The following is an 18,168-nucleotide window of genomic DNA, read 5'->3' on the forward strand; positions in this document are numbered from 1 at the left end:
GTATCCCTACCGGTCGTCGATCTGCACGCGCGGCGCCTCGTTGTACCAGGTGCAGAACACCGACACCTCACGGCCGTCCAGGGTGAAGGTGACGCGGATCCAGCAGTCCTGCTTCCACACCTGCATGCGCCAGCCGCCCGCCGGGGTCGCGGAGACCAGCTCGGCCGAGGAGGCGCCGAGGTCGAAGACCACCCGGCCGCCGTCGACCGTGTACCCCTTGACGTCCCCCGGCTCCTCGTCCCCGGCCACCCTGCGGGGCGGCGGCGAGGACTTCGGCTTCCCGGCGGGCGGCGAGGACGGCACCGGAACGGACTGCGGCGCGGACGCGGACGGCGCAGAGGAGTCGGGCGCGGGCGTCGCCGTGTCCGACGGCGCGGCCGGGGACGCCTGCGCGCCCTGTGCGGAGGGGGCCGGCGGCAGTGCGGCCAGCGGAACGGCGCGCGGCGGATCGTAGGCCGTTCCGGACATGACGGTGTGGACGCCCCACCAGGACAGCGTCACCGCTGCCCCCGTGGCGAGCGTCCAGGCGAACGCGTGCAGAAGTCCCCGGTGCATCGGGGCACATACTGCACCACTCGCCCCAAGGGTGGACCGACACCCCGCCCGGTCGCCCGAATGGACTACGGTGCCGCCATGGCAAGTGTGCTCGTGGTCGAGGACGACCAGTTCGTACGTTCCGCCCTCATCCGGCACCTGACCGACGCCTCCCACGCCGTGCGCAGCGTCGGCACCGCCCTGGAGGCGCTGCGCGAAGTCGCCCACCACCGCTTCGACGTGGTCATCCTCGACCTCGGCCTGCCCGACCTCGACGGGTCCGAGGCGCTCAAGATGCTGCGCGGCATCACCGACGTACCGGTCATCATCGCGACCGCCCGGGACGACGAGGCGGAGATCGTGCGCCTGCTCAACGACGGCGCCGACGACTACCTCACCAAACCCTTCTCCGTGGAGCACCTCTCCGCCCGGATGGCCGCCGTCCTGCGCCGCTCCCGCGCCGCGGGCGCCGAACCGCCCTCGCGCGTCCTGCGGGTGGGCGGGCTCGCCATCGACCCGCTGCGCCGCCAGGCCGAGCTGGACGGGGCGGTACTGGACCTGACCCGCCGGGAGTTCGACCTACTGGCCTTCCTCGCCGGACGTCCCGGCGTCGTCGTGGCCCGGCGCGAACTGCTCGCCGAGGTGTGGCAGCAGGCGTACGGCGACGACCAGACCATCGACGTCCACCTGTCATGGCTGCGCCGCAAGCTGGGCGAGACCGCCGCCAACCCCCGCTACCTGCACACGCTGCGCGGGGTCGGGGTCAAGCTGGAGCCACCGCGGTGAGGCGGCGGCCGTGAGGTGGGCGCTGGTCAAGGTGTGCCTCGCCGTCACCGCGATGGTGGTCATCGCCTTCGCCGTGCCGCTCGGGCTGGTGGTCCGGGAGATGGCCAGCGACCGCGCGTTCTCCAACGCCGAACGGCAGGCGGCGAGCATGGCGCCGACGCTGTCCATCACCACCGATCCCGTGCAGCTGCGCAAGGCGGTCGAGTCCACGCAGATGGGCGCCGCCCAGCGGATGGCCGTCCACGTCCCGTCGGTCGGCGGCCGGTTGGCGGTCGACATCGGTGCGGGCTGGGCGGGCCCCCACGCCGTGGAGGAGACCCGGCGCATGGGCCGGGCCACGACCGCCTCGGTGGCCGGCGGCGGATCGGCGCTGCTCCAGCCGACCGCGCTCGGCTCCGGCGACATCGCGGTGATCGAGATCTACGTACCGGAGAGCGAGGTCAGCAACGGGGTCACCACCGCCTGGCTGGTCCTCGCCGGCGTCGGGCTCGCCCTGATCGTGGGCTCGGTGGCGGTCGCGGACCGGCTCGGCGCCCGCCTGGTACGGCCGGCCGAGCGGCTCGCGGACGCCGCGCACGGGCTGGGCCAGGGGCGGCTCGGGGTGCGGGTGCCGGAGCAGGGGCCGAAGGAGCTGCGCTCGGCGGCCGTCGCGTTCAACGCGATGGCGGACCGGGTGGTGGAACTCCTGGCCAACGAGCGGGAGCTGGCCGCCGACCTCTCGCACCGGCTGCGGACCCCGCTGACGGTGCTGCGGCTCAACGCGGCCTCGCTCGGGGACGGCCCGGCCGCCGAACAGACCCGGGAGGCCGTGGAGCAGCTGGAGCGGGAGGTCGACACGATCATCCGTACCGCACGTGAGCAGCGCGCCCCGGCCGTCGTCGGCGGTCCCGGCGCGGGCTGCGACGCCTCGGAGGTGATCCGCGACCGGATGGCGTTCTGGTCGGCGCTCGCGGAGGACGAGGGCCGCGAGGTCCGTCTCGCGGGGGTGGACCGGCCCGTACGGATCCCGGTGGCCCGGCCCGAGCTGGCGGCGGCGCTGGACGCGCTGCTGGGCAACGTGTTCCGGCACACCCCCGAGGGGACCCCCTTCGCGGTGGACGTGCACGACGCGGGGGACGCCGTCATCGTCCTCGTATCGGACGCGGGGTACGGGATCGCCGACCCGGAGGAGGCCCTGCGGCGCGGGAACGACGGCGGCCGGGACGGCTCGACGGGGCTCGGCCTGGACATCGTGCGGCGGGTCGCGGAGTCGACGGGCGGCGACGTCCGGCTGGGGCGCTCGGTGCTGGGCGGCACCGAGGTCCGGATGTGGATCGCCCTGGACGGCAGGACGCGGGGCGGGGACCGCCGCAGCCGCCGCAAGGGCCGGGGCGCCGGATAGGGCCGCAGCACCCGGCAGGGCCGCGGGACCGGTAGCGACAGCGACTCGGCACCCGGCGGTACCCGGTGGCGACTCGGCCCCCGGCGCGGGCGCCGCCCGGACGGCTGCGGCCGGGTTGCCGCCCCCACCGGCCGCCCCGAGTGTGGCCGTGAAGGACCGAACCGCCACCACCACCGAAGGGGCCCCGATGCGCGTCATGCTCCGCGCCCACATGGACACCGCCGCGACCAACGAATCGATCAAGAGCGGCGCTCTCCCCCAGGCCATGCGCAAACTGCTGGAGATGCTCAAGCCCGAGTCCGCCTACTTCGGCCTCTCCGAGGGCGTCCGCTCGTGCTGGATCGTCTTCGACATGCAGGACAGCTCACAGCTTCCGGTGATCGGTGACGAGCTGTTCAGCCAGCTGGGCGCCGAGCTGGAGATCTGTCCCGTCATGACCGCCGAGGACCTGACCAAGGGCCTCCAGGCCATCGGGCGCTGAACCGGTCCCGCCGCCGCAGGCGGGCGGCGGGACCTCCGTCGCGCGGCGCTGTTCAGTCGAGCCGGCCGCTGCGGGCCAGACCGGCGTACCAGCGGGCGCTGGAGCGCGGCGTGCGGACCTGGGTCTCGTAGTCGACGTGGACGATGCCGAACCGCTTGCCGTACCCGTAGGCCCACTCGAAGTTGTCCATCAGGGACCACAGGAAGTAGCCCTCGACCGGGGCGCCGTCCGCGAGGGCCCGGTGGACCGCCGCGAGGTGCTCGCGCACGTACCGGATGCGCTGGGGGTCGTGCAGGTCGGGGGCGTAGGCCGCGCCGTTCTCGGTGACCAGCAGCGGCAGGCCCGGTGCCTCGCGGGAGAAGCGGGTCAGCAGCTCGTGCAGGCCGCTCGGGTCGACGGACCAGTCCATGTCGGTCAGCTCGCCCGGCGGCTGGTGGAAGGCGACCGAATCCGCCCCCGGCCAGGGGGAGTGGCCACTGGAGCCGTGGCCGTCGGCGCGGGGGCCGCCCGGGGCGGCGGACGCGGAGACCACCGCCGGGGTGTAGTAGTTGACCCCGAGGAAGCCCAGCGGCTGCCGGATCACCGCCTCGTCGCCGGGCCGCACGAACGCCCAGTCGCTCACCGGGGCGGTGTCCTCCAGCAGGTCCTGCGGGTAGGCGCCGTGCAGCAGCGGCCCGGTGAAGATCCGGTTCGCGAGGGCGTCGATCCGGCGCGCCGCGTCCGCGTCGGCCGCCGAGCCGGTCAGCGGCCTCACCGCACTCGGGTTGAGCGCGATGCCGACCCTCGCGGAGGAGGGCAGCACGGTCGCCGCCAGGCCGTGGGCCAGGTTCAGGTGGTGCGCGGCCCGCAGGGAGTCGGCGGGACAGGTGCGGCCGGGCGCGTGGACCCCGGAGGCGTAGCCCAGGAAGGCGCTGCACCAGGGCTCGTTGAGCGTCGTCCACAGCCCGACCCGGTCCCCCAGCGCCCGCCCGACCTGCTCGGCGTACGCGGCGAAGGCGTAGGCGGTCCCGCGCTCGGGCCAGCCGCCCGCGTCCTCCAGTTCCTGCGGCAGGTCCCAGTGGTAGAGGGTCGGGCAGGGCTGGATGCCGTACGAGAGCAGCTCGTCCACGAGCGCGTCGTAGAAACCGATCCCGCCGGAGCGCACCCGCGGCCACGACACCGAGAACCGGTAGGCCCCGAGCCCCAGTTCGGCCATCAGCGCCACGTCCTCGCGCCACAGCCGCAGGTGGTCCGTCGCCACGTCGCCGGTGTCACCGCCGCGCACCTTGCCCGGTGTGCGGCAGAACGTGTCCCAGATGCAGGGGCCGCGCAGCTCGGCGCCGCCCTCGATCTGGAACGCCGCCGTGGCCGCGCCCCACAAGAACCCCTCGGGGAACTCCATCGCGCTCAACCCTTCACCGCCCCCTGCATGATGCCGCCGACGATCTGGCGGCCGAAGACCAGGAACACCAGCAGCAGCGGGAGCGTGCCCAGCAGCGCACCCGCCATGATCACGGACTGGTCGGGTATGTAGCCGCGTCCCAGTCCCGTCAGGGCCACCTGCACCGTGGGGCTGCCGTTCTGCGTCAGCGCGATGACCGGCCAGAAGAAGTCGTTCCAGGTCATCACGAACGTCAGCATCCCCAGTACCGCCATCGCCGGGCGGGCGGCGGGGAAGACCACGTGCCACACGATCCGCAGCGAACTCGCCCCGTCCGTGCGCGCGGCCTCCACCAGCTCCACCGGCAGCGCCTGCGCCAGGTACTGCCGCATGAAGAACACCCCGAAGGCGGACACCAGCGCCGGCAGGACCACCGCCTGGAGCCGGTCCGTCCACGACAGCTCGGCGATCAGCATGTACAGCGGTACGACGCTCAGCTGCGGCGGGATCAGCATCGTCGACACCACCAGCGCCAGCAGCCCCCGGCTGCCCCGGAACCGCAGCCGCGCGAACGCGAAGCCCGCCAGGGTGGACAGCACGACGGTGCCCGCCGCGACCGTGCCCGCGACCACCAGCGTGTTCAGCAGGGCGGTGCCCATGTGGGCGTCGGTCCAGGCGATCGACAGGTTGCGGCCCAGGTTCCCGCCGAACCAGAACGGCGGCGGGGTCTGCGCGAGGCGGGTGTTGGTGCGGGAGGCCGCGATCGCCGTCCACACCAGGGGGAAGAGGGAACCGGCGGTGAACAACGCCAGGACGACGTACGTGGGCTTGCCCGCGCGCAGGACCTTCACCGCGGGCCTCCCCGCACCAGCCGGGCCACGCCCGCGACCAGCAGCAGCATCAGGAACATCGCCCACGCGATCGCCGACGCCCGCCCCAGGTGCAGGTTCACCCAGCCCTGCTCGTACAGGTACAGGCCCAGCGTCTGGAACTGGTGGTCCGATCCGCCCGTGGCACCCGAACCGCCGTTGAACAGCAGCGGTTCACCGAACAGCTGGGTGGCGCCGATCGTGGACACCACACAGGTGAAGAAGATCGTCGGGCGTAGCGAGGGCACCGTCACGTGCCGGAACTGCTGCCACCGCGAGGCGCCGTCCAGCGCGGCGGACTCGTACAGGTCCCCGGGGACGGCCTGCATGGCCGCCAGGTAGATCAGCGCGTTGTAGCCGGTCCACCGCCACACCACGATCGTGGACACCGCCACCTGGGAGGCCAGGGTGCCGTTCTGCCAGTCGACCGGCCCGAACCCGACTGCGGACAGAGCCCAGTTGACCATGCCGTAGTCCCGGCCGAAGAGCAGCACGAAGACGAGCGTGGCGGCGGCCACCGAGGTCGCGTACGGGGTCAGCACCGCGACCCGGAAGAACGCCGAGCCCCGCAGCCGGTAGTTGAGCAGGTGCGCCAGACCCAGCGCGATCAGCAGCTGCGGCACCGTGGAGAGCAGCCCGATGGTGAGGGTGTTGCGCAGCGCGTTCCAGAAGAACGCGTCGTCCCACAGCCGGGTGAAGTTCCGCAGGCCCACCCACGTCATGGCGTCCGGGTCGGTCAGCTCCACCTGGTGCAGCGCCGCCCACCCCGTGTACAGCAGCGGGAACAGCCCGAAGGCGGCGAAGAAGAGGAAGAAGGGCGCCACGAAGGCGTACGGACTCAGGCGCAGGTCCCACCGGTAGCGGCGCGAGCGCCACACCTGGCCCCGGCCGCCCGCGTCCCGCCCCGCGGCGGGGGAGGACGCGGACGACAGGAGGACGGTCTCGTCGCTCACCGCCGCCTCACTGGTCCAGGGCGTTGTCGATCGCCGCCACCGCGGCGTCCCAGCCCTCCTGCGCCGACCGGCCCTTCTGGTCGACCTGGAGCATCCCGACGTCCGCCAGGTTCTGTGCGATCACCAGGTCCTTCGGGCCGACCACCGTCACCGGGACGCCCTCGGCCGCCCGGGCGAAGATCTCCCCGATCGGGGCGTCGCCGAAGTAGGGGTGGTGCGCGCCCGCCACCGCGGGGAGCTTGTACGCGGCGCTCGCGCTCGGGAAACTCCCGCGCTTTTCGAACAGCTTCGCCTGCTGGGCGGGGGCCGTCAGCCAGGCGGCCAGCTTCGCCGCCTCCTGGGCGTGCCTGCCCGCCTTGGGCACCACCAGGAACGAGCCGCCCCAGTTGCTCGGCTTGGGGGCGGCGGCCACGTCCCACTTGTCCTTGCCCGCCGGACCCGCCTTGTCCTGGATGTAGCCGAGCATCCAGGCCGGGCAGGAGACGGTGGCGAAGCTGCCGTTGGAGAAGCCCTGGTCCCAGGCCGGGGTGAACTGCTGGAGCTTGGCGCTCAGCCCCTCGGAGGCGAACCGGGCCGCCAGGTCGAAGGCCCCGCGCACCGCCGGGTTGGTCTTGTAGACGACCTTGCCCTGGTCGTCGTAGAACCGCTGGGCGCTGCCGGCGGTGACGGCCGCCATCACGCCGGACGCCGAGTCCACGAACGCCTTGCCGTCGCCCGCCTTCGCCTTGTAGGCCTTGCCCGTCTCCAGGTACTTGTCCCAGTCGCCCGCCCAGAGCGCGCCGACCGCCGCCCGGTCGGTGGGCAGCCCGGCCGCCGCGAAGAGGTCCTTGCGGTAGCAGATGCCCTGCGGGCCGATGTCGGTGCCGAGCCCGACGGTCGCACCGTTCTTCGCGGTGCCCTGCGCCCACTTCCACGGCAGGTACGCCGCCTTGTCCACGCCCGGCGCCTTGCCGAGGTCGACCAGCTTGTCGGCCTGCGTCGCGGTGATCTCCGCGATGTTGTTGACCTCGACGGCCTGGACGTCGGCGAGGCCGCTGCCCGTGCCCAGGTGGGTCAGCAGCTGCGGGTAGTAGTTCTCGTTGCGCTCGATGGAGGTCTGCTCGATCCGCACACCCGGGTTCTGCGCCATGTACTCGTCGTACAGGCCGGCCTCCTTGAGCCCGAACGCGCCGAACACCCCGACGGTCAGGGTCGTCGTCGCCCCGCCCGCCCGTGGGGCGTCCTGGCCCGGGGGATCGGCGGGGTCCTGGGAGCAGCCCGCGAGGAGCAGGGCCGCGGCGGCGGCGACGGCGAGCGCCCCGAGGGGCGCGCGGGAGTGGGGACGGGATCGGGCTCGCATCGGGATCCTCCTGGAAGGACGGGACGTGCCGGGTGTCGTGTGCCACAGTGTGGGAGCGCTCCCACCGCCGTCAAGAGGCGGTCAAGAGGTAGATTCGCAGCCGGGAGGAAGCCATGAGCGGGCAAGGGCGCAGCGGGGGACGGCCGACCCTGGAGGAGGTCGCGGTCCGTGCCGGTGTGGGACGCGGCACCGTCTCCCGGGTGATCAACGGGTCCTCCAAGGTCAGCGAGCACACCAGGGCCGTCGTGGAGGCCGCCGTCGCCGAACTGGGGTACGTACCCAACCGCGCCGCCCGGGCGCTGGCCGCCAACCGTACGGACGCCGTCGCCCTCGTCATCCCCGAACCCGAGGCCCGTTTCTTCGCCGAGCCCTACTTCTCCGACGTGGTGCGCGGCGTCGGGGCCACCCTCGCCGAGACCGACGTCCAGCTGGTGCTCACCCTGGCCGGCGGGGAACGGGAGCGCCGGCGCCTCGCCCAGTACCTGTCCGGGCACCGCGTCGACGGGGTCCTGCTGGTCTCCGTGCACGCCGGGGACCCGCTGCCGGAGCTCTTGGCCGAGCTGGGCATCCCGACCGTGATCAGCGGGCGCCGCTCGGCCGACGAGGCCCTGCCCTGCGTGGACTCCGACAACCTGGCGGGCGCCGCCGGGGCCGTGGCCCACCTGCTGGGACGGGGCCGCCGGTCGGTGGCCACCATCACCGGGCCGCGGGACGTGTACGGGGCGCAGTGCCGGCTCGACGGCTACCGGCAGGCCCTCGCCGCGGCCGGGCACGCCGTGGACGAGCAGCTGATCGCGGCGGGCGACTTCACCGAGGAGGGCGGCCGCAGGGCCATGCGGGAGCTGCTGGAGCGGCGCCCCGCCCTGGACGCCGTCTTCGCCGCCTCGGACGTCATGGCGGCGGGCGCCCGCCTGGAGCTGCGCGCGGCGGGCCGCCGGATACCGCAGGACGTGGCGCTGGTGGGTTTCGACGACTCGGTGGTGGCCCGGCACATGGACCCGCCGCTGACCAGCGTGCGCCAGCCGATCGAGGAGATGGGCAGGACCATGGCGCGGCTGCTGCTGGAGCGGATCGCGGGCGGGCCGGCGGACGCCGCCGTCGTGCTGCCGACCGAGCTGGTGGTCCGGGAGTCCTCCTGAGGTGCCCGGACATGCGGAAGGCCCCGGCCGCTTCCGCGTACCGGGGCCTTCCCACAGGGTGAGTGACGGGACTTGAACCCGCGGCCACCTGGACCACAACCAGGTGCTCTACCAACTGAGCTACACCCACCATGTCCGGTCGTGTGAGCGACCGGCCGAAGAAAAGGGTACAGGGTCCGGGAGGGTGCTCGCTCCCCCCTTTCGCCGCGCTCCCTCCGCCCGGCCGCCCGGCCGGCTCCTACTCGTCGGCGACGACGTACTTCGCGGCGATGGTGCGCGCCGTGTCCGAGTCGGGCCCGGGCTGCGGGACGAACACCGCCTCGCGGTAGTAGCGCAGCTCGGCGATGGACTCCTTGATGTCCGCGAGCGCCCGGTGGTTGCCGTTCTTCGGCGGACTGTTGAAGTACGCCCGCGGGTACCAGCGGCGCGCCAGCTCCTTGACCGAGGACACGTCAACGATCCGGTAGTGCAGGTACGACTCCAGCGCGGCCATGTCCCGCAGCAGGAAGCCGCGGTCGGTGCCGACCGAGTTCCCGCACAGCGGGGCCTTGCCGGGCTCCTTCACGTGCTCCCGTACGTACGCCAGGACCTGCGCCTCGGCGTCCGCGAGGGTGGTTCCGCCGGGCAGCTCGTCGAGCAGGCCGGAGGCGGTGTGCATCTGGCGCACCACGTCGGGCATGGTCTCCAGGGCCGCGTCCGGCGGGCGGATCACGATGTCCACGCCTTCGCCGAGCACGTTCAGCTCCGAGTCGGTGACCAGTGCGGCCACCTCGATAAGTGCGTCGTCCGTCAACGAGAGCCCGGTCATCTCGCAGTCGATCCACACCATGCGATCGTTCATGAACCCCACCTTAGGGGGTCCCGCGACGCGAAGGTCCCCCACATCGGGGACGCCGATGTGGGGGACCTTCGTCACACGCCCGTGGCAGGGGCTACGCGTGCTCGCGCAGGACCCGGCCCGGTGAGTACAGCTCGGTGACCGTCGGACCGGCCGCGGCCAGGGCCGCCGCCGCCCGCTGCGGAGTGCGCTGGTGCGGCACCGGACCACCCGAGAGCTCGGCCACGTGCGGCACGTCGGCCTGCGGCCGGCGCGCCCGGTAGGCGGAGCGGTAGGCGGCCGGGGAGGACCCCAGCTGGCGCCGGAAGTGACCGCGCAGCGCGACGGGCGAACGGAACCCGCAGCGCCCGGCGACCTCGTCGACCGAGTAGTCGGAGGTCTCCAGCAGCCGCTGCGCCTGGAGCACGCGCTGGGTGATCAGCCACTGCAGCGGCGCGCTGCCGGTGAGCGAGCGGAACCGGCGGTCGAAGGTGCGCCTGCTCATGTAGGCGCGGGCGGCCAGGGTCTCCACGTCGAACTGCTCGTGGAGGTGCTCCAGCGCCCAGGCGACGACCTCGGCCAGCGGGTCGGCGCCGATCTCCTCCGGCAGCGACCGGTCGAGGTAGCGCTCCTGGCCGCCGGTGCGGCGCGGCGGGACGACGAGCCGGCGGGCCAGTGCCCCGGCCGCCTCGCTGCCGTGGTCCGTGCGCACGATGTGCAGGCACAGGTCGATTCCGGCCGCGGTGCCCGCGGAGGTCAGTACGTCGCCGTCGTCGACGAACAGCTCGCGCGGGTCGACGTGGACGGACGGGTACCGCTTGGCCAGCGTCGGCGCGTACATCCAGTGCGTCGTCGCGGGCCGGCCGTCGAGCAGACCGGCGGCGGCGAGCACGAAGGCCCCCGTGCACAGTCCGACGATCCGGGCCCCCTCCTCGTGCGCCAGACGCAGTGCGTCGAGCGCCTCGGGCGGCGGCGGTGAAGTGATGGACCGCCAGGCCGGAACGACGACCGTGCCCGCCCGGGCGATCGCCTCCAGCCCGTACGGCGCGGTCAGTTCGAGTCCGCCGGTGGTCCGCAGCGGACCGTCCTCACCTGCGCACACGAGTAGTCGGTAGCGTGGAACTCCCGCGTCCTGCCGGTCGATGCCGAACACGGAAAGTGGAATGGAACTCTCGAAGATCGGTCCGCCGCTGAACAGCAGCACCGCGACGATCTCCCTGCGGCGACGCCCCGCGAGCTTCCGGCCCGCGTCCGCGACGACTGCGGTGGAATCCTGGCTCATGGCGCTAAGCCCCCCTTGGGTGTCGCGACTCCTTGGTCTGGTCGCACCTGCACGTTTCCCCTCGGCCTTGCACGTGGATCCCCCGCCGTAAATACATGATCGAATCTACTGCGTCCCGTGGTGTCGGCGTGACAAGTTCAGCACGCAGCGCTATGTCGACTTGGCAACTTGGCGAAAAGCATTCGATCAGTAAGGGTTCCACTCCGCTACCCGTTCAGGAAGCGCTCGGTCCGGCCATGGCCAGTACTCATGGGGTCGACGGCGCACCGGTGCTCCGTCGTCGCTGGTGGTAGGGGGGTTGGGGGGACATTCCGGCAAGGAACGGACCCTGCCGGGAAGTTGGCCGAAAACAGCCGGGTGTGTACGTGCGAACCGGTCAGTCGTGCGGGGACAGCGGTCCGGGGGAGTGGCAGCCGCGGTGTGAACCGGCCCCGCTGCGCGAGTGCCGCCCGCGGTGGGCGGACGGGAACGCTTCCTCGGAGCGGATCCGGGCCGCGGCCCGCTCCGCCTTCTCCGAGTGCCGCAGCAGCGCCCGGCAGGCGGCGGTGACGGCCGCCAGACCGAGCGTCGCGACGGCGGCCCCGCCGAAGGAGGTCCCGTAGACGACGAGGACCACGGGGACCAGCAGACAGCTGAACGCGGCCCAGCGCACCACTTCACCCGCCGGGTCGTCGTGCGAGTGCCGCGCGGCGCGCACGGACGGGTGAACGGTGGAGGGGACGAAACGGCGGCCCGGTCCGGCGGACCGGGCGGACTGCGTCGGCGGAGCGGGCTGGACGGGGCGATCCCGATGGCCGGGCACGGCGTACTCCCTGCGGCTCTTCCTGGACGGTCGGACCCGTGTCCAACGGCGGCCGGCGGGACTCGGTCACTGCGCACACGGGTGGCGCACCGCGCTCTCGTCACTGGCTGTAGGGGACAGTCGCCATTGCCAACGCGCCGCCCCTCGGGCATGCTCCCTGGGACGCTCCTCAAGGGCGGCAAGCCCTGTGCAGGACAAGGGTGTCGCCGTACCCTGGGGGGTAAGGGCTTGGGAAGATGCTTCCCGGACAGAGCTCCGTCACAGTGCGTCGCCGAAATCTCCCCCGTCGCTTCCCCCGAGGACCCTTCGCCGAGACACCCATGGCCGGTCACGAATACTCCGAACCCGCGGACCGCAAGCGCAAGCGCCTCGCCGACCCCGCGTCGGCCGACCTGCGCGCGGTGGAACAGACGCGCCACCCTTGCGACCCTGCCTTCCGGCACGGCGTCGTGGTCGGCTTCGACGGCTCCACATCCAGCGAGCGCGCCCTCGCGTACGCCATCGGGATGGCCCGCCGCTCCGGATCCGGCCTGATCATCGTCCATGTGGCCAACCGGCTGCCCACCACCGTGTGGGCGGGCTGCGAGCCGCCCGTCTTCGTGGACGTCCCGGACCACCGCACGGAAGTGCTCGGGCTGGAACTCGCCTGCGCGGACTACCTGGCCGAGGTGCCGTGGATCCTGGTCGAGCGGGGCGGCGACATCTGCCACGAACTGGAGGAGGTCGGCCGGGAGTACTCGGCGGACGCCATCGTGGTCGGCTCCACGCACGGCATCGTCGGCCGGATCTTCGGCTCGGTGGCGGGACGCCTGGCCAAACGGGCACAACGACCCGTTGTTGTCATTCCGTAACACTCCGTTCGCCGGTTGTGCGGTTGTGAACCCCTTTGTAAGGGGTAGATAAATGCTGCTGGGACGCAGCAAACAACTGCAGATCGAAGGGAGCCCGCCGTGGACAATGGTGTCTCTGCGGGAAGCACGGCCTCGACTTCGACCCTCGGGCACATAGCCCTGGGTCTCACCCTTCTCGCATTCGGTATCGGCCACACCGGCATCATCAGCGGCGTGAGCGCGGCAGACTCCGTATCCCTCGCGATGTACGTGGGCGGTCTCGCCCTCTTCGTCCTCGGACTCCTGGAGTTCCGCGGCGGCAACGGCTTCAACGGCACCGCGTTCGCGGGGCTCGGGGCCTTCTGGTTCACCTGGGCCGGCGGAGCCGACGCCAAGGTGTCGGCGCACGCGGCCGGCCTGTTCCTGGTCCTCTTCGCCCTCCTGGCCCTCACCCTGACGCTGGGTGCGGCCGCCGGACCGTTCGGGCAGGGCGTCTACGGCCTGCTCACCCTCTCCCTGGTGCTCCTCGCGGTGGGCGCCTTCGCGGGCAGCGGCGGACTGGGCAAGGTCGCCGGCTGGGTGGCGGCGGTCGGCGGACTGCTGGCCTGGTACGGGGCGACGGCCGCACTGGCCCACTGGCCGATGGCGGTCGGCCGGGGCTCGCGGCGCGGCGCGGTAGCGGCCGGGTGACGGACGCGCACAGGGGAACGGGCCCCGGGGGAAGTCCCCCCGGGGCCCGTTCCGTGCGGTGCGTGCCTACTCGACCGTGACCGACTTCGCCAGGTTGCGCGGCTTGTCGATGTCCCGGCCCAGGGCCAGGGCGGTGTGGTACGCCAGCAGCTGGAGCGGGATGCCCATCAGGATCGGGTCCAGCTCGTCCTCGTTCTTGGGGACGATGATCGTGTGGTCGGCCTTCTCCTGCTCGCGGTGGGCGACCGCGAGGATCCGGCCGCTGCGGGCCTTGATCTCCTCCAGCGCCGCGCGGTTCTTGTCCAGCAGGTCGTCGTCGGGGACGATCGCGACCGTCGGCATCGCCGGCTCGATGAGCGCGAGCGGACCGTGCTTGAGCTCGGAGGCGGGGTAGGCCTCGGCGTGGATGTAGGAGATCTCCTTGAGCTTGAGGGAGGCCTCCAGGGCAACGGGGTAGCCGCGCACCCGGCCGATGAACATCATCGACTTGGCCTCGGCGTACTCGGCCGCCAGCTTCTTGATGTCCTCCTCGCCCTCCAGGATCTCCTGGATCTGGGCGGGCAGCTTGCGCAGGCCCTCGATGATCCGCTTGCCGTCGGTCACCGACAGGTCCCGGATCCGCCCCAGGTGCACGGCGAGCAGCGCGAACGCCACGACCGTGTTGGTGAAGCACTTGGTGGACACGACGCAGACCTCGGGACCGGCGTGCACGTACACGCCGCCGTCGGCCTCGCGGGCGATGGCGGAGCCGACCACGTTGACCACGCCGAGGACGCGGGCGCCCTTGCGCTTGAGCTCCTGGACGGCCGCGAGGACGTCGTAGGTCTCACCCGACTGGGAGACCGCGATGTACAGGGTGTCCGGGTCCACGACCGCGTTGCGGTAGCGGAACTCGGAGGCAGGCTCGGCGTCGGCGGGGATGCGCGCCATGCCCTCGATGAGGCCGGCACCGATCAGGCCCGCGTGGTACGAGGTGCCGCAGCCCAGGATCTTGACCCGGCGGATGCCGCGCGCCTCGCGCGGGTCCAGGTTCAGGCCGCCCAGGTGGACGGTGGAGAAGCGGTCGTCGATGCGGCCGCGCAGCACGCGGTCGACGGCCTCCGCCTGCTCGGAGATCTCCTTGTGCATGTACGTGTCGTGGCCGCCCATGTCGTAGGAGGCGGCCTCCCACTCCACGGTCTCCGGCGTGGCGGTGGTCGTCGTACCGGAGGTGGTGTAGGTACGGAAGTCGTCGGCCTTGAGGGTGGCCATCTCGCCGTCGTCCAGGGTGACGATCTGGCGGGTGTGGGCGACGAGCGCGGCGACGTCCGAGGCGACGAACATCTCCTTCTCGCCGATGCCGAGGACGACCGGGGAGCCGTTGCGGGCGACCACGATGCGGTCGGGGAAGTCGGCGTGCATGACGGCGATGCCGTAGGTGCCCTCGACGACCTTGAGCGCCTCGCGGACCTTCTCCTCCAGGGAGTCGGCCTGCGAGCGGGCGATCAGGTGGACGAGCACCTCGGTGTCGGTCTCGGAGACGAAGACGACGCCGTCGGCCTCCAGCTTGGCGCGCAGCTCGGAGGCGTTGTCCACGATGCCGTTGTGGACGACCGCGACCTTGTTCTCGGCGTCGAGGTGCGGGTGGGAGTTGATGTCACTCGGGGCGCCGTGGGTGGCCCAGCGGGTGTGGGCGATGCCGGTGGTGCCGGCGAACCGCTTGGGCACGCGGGACTCGAGCTCGCGGACCCGGCCCTTGGCCTTGACGACCTTGAGGGCCGAGGACTTCGGGCTGTTGACGACGATGCCCGCGGAGTCGTAACCGCGGTACTCCAGGCGCTGGAGCCCCTCCAGCAGCAGCGGTGCGACGTCACGCTTGCCGATGTATCCCACAATTCCGCACATACGGTCTTGCCCCTCCTGAGGTTCGGTGGATCGTGCTCGTGTCCGGCCGTCGGCCGCCCGGCCCCGCGGGGCCGGGGCTCACCCGTAGACGATGCGGCGCAGCTGCCGGAGCGAGAGCTCCGGGGGCGCCACGGCGCGGTGCGGCAGTTCGGCCGCGATGCGTTCGAAGATCTCCGCGTTGACGGAGCCGCCGGACTGCAGTTCGCGGTGGCGGCGGCGGACGAACGCCTCGGTCGTCTCGTCGAAGTAGGCGAGCACGTCGAGCACCACCCGGGCGGCTTCGCCTCGCTGCAGCGAGGTACTGCGCACCAGGTGGTCGACGAGGTCGTCATGCGACGGGCGGCGGTCGAGCACCCGTAGATACTGACGGCCCGCAGGCTGGAACGCAAAGATCCTGCCCGAAAACGGGCAGGATCGGGCTGGTCTGGACCAAGGAATGTCTGCTTCCGGTGGGACTCGCTTAGAAATGTCCCAAAATGGCGGCTTTTGCGGTCAGGAACTCCTCAGGGGTGAGGACGCCCTCCTTGTGCAGCTCGCCGAGCTCGCGCAGCCGGCGCAGGAGCACGTCGTGGTCCGCGGCGGGGGCGGGGGCGGGGACGGCCCGGCCCGCCCCGGCTTCGGGCGTTCCGGCCTCCCGCGCCCGGGTCGCGCGTTCTGCGGACGGGTGGGGGAGGCGTACCGTCACGGCCGCCGCGACCAGCGCGGTCAGCAGCTCCTTCTTGCCGAAGCCGAAGAGTTCCGCCGCGTACGGGTCGTACTTGGGCGCGGGCGCCGCCTGCGCACCCGTCAGAGTGAACCGGAGCCAGCCATTCGAGAGGCCCTTCGCCGGGACCCAGTCCACCGCCCGTACGTCCGCCATGCGGAACCGGCTCGGGCCGGCCGAGTGCTTGGCGTCCTCCGCCGTCCAGTTCCAGTCCAGCGTGAGCGCGTCGCCGTCGAAGGACACCGTCGAGTCGCCCGCCTCGGCCGTGACCGGCACCGGCGGCCCGGGCAGCAGGTACGCGTCGGCCGGGCCGGGATCGACCTGGTCGAGCAGCAGCGCGTTGCGCACCTCGTCCACGAAGTACTCCGCGACCGCGGCCCTGGCCGCGTCCACGGTCAGCTTGTACGGGTCGGCGGCGTCGGGCAGCCGGCCGCCCGTGCCCTGCGTCAGCGGGTCGGCGCCGTCCCGTAGCCGAAGGCGCAGCCGGCCCGACTTGCGGCCCGGCTCAAAGGAGACGCCGACGATCGCGTGGAGCGGTACCGAAAGTTCCCCGAGGGCCTGGCGCAGCGGGCCGACGTCCTTGTCCCGGCCCGGCACGATGCGTACCGCGTCGCCGTCGAAGGTCCATGTGCCGTCCTTCTGGATGATTTCCGCCATCTTGCGATTCTGCCACCGGTGTTGACGGCCGCGGTGGCCTATACCTGGGCTCATGAGAGTCCTGCGACGCACGCTCGGTACCCTCCTCGTCCTCGGCGGCGCGGCCCTGTCCTGCGCCGCCGCCCACGGCGTCGACGCCGGGCCGGCCGACGGCCGCCCGGCCGCCCGCCCCGCCGCCGCGCTGACCCCGTACGAACGGCTGCTGCCCGCGCCGGCCTCCGTGCGGGTGGCGGGCGCCGGGTACCGCTTCGGGGCGGGCACGGTGATCCGTGCCTCCGGCCCGTCCGAGGAGGTCCGGCGGGTCGGGGAGCTGCTGGCGGAGCAACTGCGCGCATCGAGCGGGCTGCGGCTGCCGGTGGTCGACGCGGCGACCGGGGACGGGGTGCGGCTGCGCCTGGACGCGGCGGCGCCCGGGCTGGGGGCCGAGGGTTACCGGCTGGAGACCCGGGCGGACGGGGTCACGCTCACCGCCCGGACCCCCGCCGGGCTGTTCCACGCGGGGCAGACGCTGCGCCAGCTGCTGCCGGTGCGCGGAGCGGGGACGGTGCCGGGCGGGACGGTCACGGACGCGCCGAGGTTCGCGTACCGGGGCGCGATGATCGACGTCGCGCGGCACTACTTCACGGTCGAGCAGGTCAAGCGGTACGTGGACCAGCTCGCCCAGTACAAGGTGAACACCCTGCACGTCCACCTCACCGACGACCAGGGCTGGCGGCTGGAGTCCGCGTCCTGGCCCAGGCTCGCGCAGTACGGCGGCGCCGGGGAGGTGGGCGGCGGGCCGGGCGGCCACTGGACGAAGGACGAGTACCGGGACCTGGTGGCGTACGCGGGCGAGCGGTACGTGGACGTGGTGCCCGAGATCGACATGCCGGGCCACGTGAACGCGGCGCTGGCCTCGTACGCGGAACTGAACTGCGACGGCAAGGCGCGGGAGCGGTACACGGGGACGAAGGTCGGGTTCAGCTCGCTGTGCGTCGGCAAGGAGCGGACGTACGAGTTCATCGACGACGTGCTCGGTGAACTCGCCGAGCTGACTCCCGGCCGCTACCTCCACATCGGCGGCGACGAGGCGCACTCCACCCCGGCGGCGGAGTACGCGGCGTTCATGGACCGGGCGCAGGAGGTGGTGGGCCGCCACGGCAAGACGGTGGTGGCCTGGCACCAGCTGGCGGCGGCCCGGCCGGCGCCGGGGGCGGTGCTCCAGTACTGGGGCCACGGGGGGACCCCGGCGAAGGAGAAGGAGCACCTCGCGCAGGTGGTGCAGGCGGGCCACCCGTTGATCCTGTCGCCCGCGGACCGGCTGTACCTGGACATGAAGTACGACACCACGACGAAGCCCGGCCTGGCGTGGGCGGGCTACGTCCCGGTCAAGCGGTCCTACGACTGGGACCCGGGGGCCTTCCTCCCGGGGGTCGCGGAGTCGGCCGTCCTGGGGGTCGAGGCGCCGCTGTGGACGGAGACCATCGCGACCCGCGCCGACTGGGAGTTCATGGCCTTCCCGCGGATGCTGGGCCTGGCGGAGCTGGGCTGGTCCCCGGCGGGGGCGCGGAACTGGGCGGGCTACAGCCGCCGCCTCGGGGCGCAGGGCCCGCGCCTGGACGCGCAGGACATCACCTACTACCGGGCGGCGGAGGTTCCCTGGCCGTAGCGGCCCGCCCGCC

General features: G+C 72.6%; 18 protein-coding genes and 1 tRNA gene. 7 read left to right on the forward strand and 12 right to left on the reverse strand.

Translation table 11 applies throughout. The features are described from left to right. Positions 1-6: 6 nt before the first annotated feature. Positions 7-555, reverse strand: coding sequence for a hypothetical protein (locus OG861_RS20125; RefSeq protein WP_330261828.1), 549 nt, complete (start codon positions 553-555; stop codon positions 7-9). Positions 556-633: 78 nt separating this feature from the next. Here OG861_RS20125 and OG861_RS20130 point away from each other — a divergent pair, with 78 nt between their 5' ends. The 3 genes from OG861_RS20130 (at position 634) to OG861_RS20140 (ending at position 3,182) form a co-directional block, all read left to right on the forward strand. After that, positions 634-1,320, forward strand: a complete 687-nt coding sequence (locus OG861_RS20130) for a response regulator transcription factor (RefSeq protein WP_329195438.1) — start codon at positions 634-636, stop codon at positions 1,318-1,320. Between the two features lie 10 nt (positions 1,321-1,330). Continuing rightward, entirely contained in the window at positions 1,331-2,701 is a 1,371-nt protein-coding gene (locus OG861_RS20135) for a HAMP domain-containing sensor histidine kinase (protein ID WP_329195435.1), read from the forward strand. Positions 2,702-2,849: 148 nt separating this feature from the next. Beyond that, the gene (locus OG861_RS20140; protein WP_329195433.1) at positions 2,850-3,182 is read left to right on the forward strand and encodes a hypothetical protein; all 333 of its coding nucleotides are present in this window, start codon (positions 2,850-2,852) and stop codon (positions 3,180-3,182) included. Between the two features lie 52 nt (positions 3,183-3,234). On the opposite strand, the gene OG861_RS20145 is transcribed toward OG861_RS20140, so the two are convergent. From OG861_RS20145 to OG861_RS20160, 4 genes are read right to left on the reverse strand one after another with little or no spacing between them, the layout of a single operon-like run. Further along, on the reverse strand, positions 3,235-4,563 hold the full coding sequence (locus OG861_RS20145) for a GH1 family beta-glucosidase (RefSeq protein ID WP_329195431.1): 1,329 nt from the start codon (positions 4,561-4,563) through the stop codon (positions 3,235-3,237). Positions 4,564-4,568: 5 nt separating this feature from the next. Continuing rightward, on the reverse strand, positions 4,569-5,459 hold the full coding sequence (locus tag OG861_RS20150) for a carbohydrate ABC transporter permease (protein ID WP_443056513.1): 891 nt from the start codon (positions 5,457-5,459) through the stop codon (positions 4,569-4,571). Continuing rightward, positions 5,390-6,343, reverse strand: coding sequence for a carbohydrate ABC transporter permease (locus OG861_RS20155; protein ID WP_329202201.1), 954 nt, complete (start codon positions 6,341-6,343; stop codon positions 5,390-5,392). The genes OG861_RS20150 and OG861_RS20155 overlap by 70 nt, the downstream gene beginning before the upstream one ends. Before the next feature lie 28 nt (positions 6,344-6,371). Continuing rightward, the gene (locus OG861_RS20160) at positions 6,372-7,703 is read right to left on the reverse strand and encodes an ABC transporter substrate-binding protein (RefSeq protein WP_329195427.1); all 1,332 of its coding nucleotides are present in this window, start codon (positions 7,701-7,703) and stop codon (positions 6,372-6,374) included. Between the two features lie 113 nt (positions 7,704-7,816). On the opposite strand from OG861_RS20160, the gene OG861_RS20165 reads away from it, so the two are divergent. After that, on the forward strand, positions 7,817-8,842 hold the full coding sequence (locus OG861_RS20165) for a LacI family DNA-binding transcriptional regulator (RefSeq protein ID WP_329195426.1): 1,026 nt from the start codon (positions 7,817-7,819) through the stop codon (positions 8,840-8,842). A 57-nt stretch (positions 8,843-8,899) separates the two neighbouring features. On the opposite strand, the gene OG861_RS20170 is transcribed toward OG861_RS20165, so the two are convergent. The 4 genes from OG861_RS20170 to OG861_RS20185 all read right to left on the reverse strand — a co-directional run bounded on the left by OG861_RS20170 (position 8,900) and on the right by OG861_RS20185 (position 11,743). Beyond that, a tRNA-His gene (locus tag OG861_RS20170) sits at positions 8,900-8,972 on the reverse strand. A 108-nt stretch (positions 8,973-9,080) separates the two neighbouring features. Beyond that, positions 9,081-9,683 carry an oligoribonuclease gene (gene orn / locus OG861_RS20175; RefSeq protein ID WP_329195424.1) on the reverse strand — a complete coding sequence of 201 codons (603 nt, stop codon included), beginning with the start codon at positions 9,681-9,683 and terminating at the stop codon, positions 9,081-9,083. A 91-nt stretch (positions 9,684-9,774) separates the two neighbouring features. Beyond that, positions 9,775-10,941 (reverse strand): helix-turn-helix domain-containing protein, encoded by a 1,167-nt coding sequence (locus OG861_RS20180; protein WP_136214349.1) that lies wholly within the window; start codon positions 10,939-10,941, stop codon positions 9,775-9,777. 376 nt (positions 10,942-11,317) lie between these two features. After that, positions 11,318-11,743, reverse strand: coding sequence for a hypothetical protein (locus OG861_RS20185; protein ID WP_329195421.1), 426 nt, complete (start codon positions 11,741-11,743; stop codon positions 11,318-11,320). Between the two features lie 320 nt (positions 11,744-12,063). Between OG861_RS20185 and OG861_RS20190 the strand changes: the two genes are divergently transcribed. Next, positions 12,064-12,594, forward strand: coding sequence for a universal stress protein (locus OG861_RS20190; protein WP_329195419.1), 531 nt, complete (start codon positions 12,064-12,066; stop codon positions 12,592-12,594). Positions 12,595-12,693: 99 nt separating this feature from the next. After that, the gene (locus tag OG861_RS20195) at positions 12,694-13,263 is read left to right on the forward strand and encodes an acetate uptake transporter (RefSeq protein WP_329195417.1); all 570 of its coding nucleotides are present in this window, start codon (positions 12,694-12,696) and stop codon (positions 13,261-13,263) included. Positions 13,264-13,329: 66 nt separating this feature from the next. Here OG861_RS20195 and glmS read toward each other — a convergent pair whose 3' ends face one another. From glmS to OG861_RS20210, 3 genes are all read right to left on the reverse strand, one after another. Next, the gene (gene glmS / locus OG861_RS20200) at positions 13,330-15,147 is read right to left on the reverse strand and encodes a glutamine--fructose-6-phosphate transaminase (isomerizing) (RefSeq protein ID WP_329195416.1); all 1,818 of its coding nucleotides are present in this window, start codon (positions 15,145-15,147) and stop codon (positions 13,330-13,332) included. A gap of 78 nt (positions 15,148-15,225) precedes the next feature. Then, on the reverse strand, positions 15,226-15,501 hold the full coding sequence (locus OG861_RS20205; RefSeq protein WP_136214344.1) for a hypothetical protein: 276 nt from the start codon (positions 15,499-15,501) through the stop codon (positions 15,226-15,228). Positions 15,502-15,607: 106 nt separating this feature from the next. Beyond that, positions 15,608-16,507, reverse strand: a complete 900-nt coding sequence (locus OG861_RS20210) for a DUF4429 domain-containing protein (protein WP_330261829.1) — start codon at positions 16,505-16,507, stop codon at positions 15,608-15,610. A 52-nt stretch (positions 16,508-16,559) separates the two neighbouring features. On the opposite strand from OG861_RS20210, the gene OG861_RS20215 reads away from it, so the two are divergent. Beyond that, entirely contained in the window at positions 16,560-18,155 is a 1,596-nt protein-coding gene (locus OG861_RS20215; RefSeq protein ID WP_329195412.1) for a beta-N-acetylhexosaminidase, read from the forward strand. The last annotated feature ends 13 nt before the right edge of the window (positions 18,156-18,168 follow it).

The organism is Streptomyces sp. NBC_00539, from assembly GCF_036346105.1.
Lineage (GTDB): Bacteria > Actinomycetota > Actinomycetes > Streptomycetales > Streptomycetaceae > Streptomyces.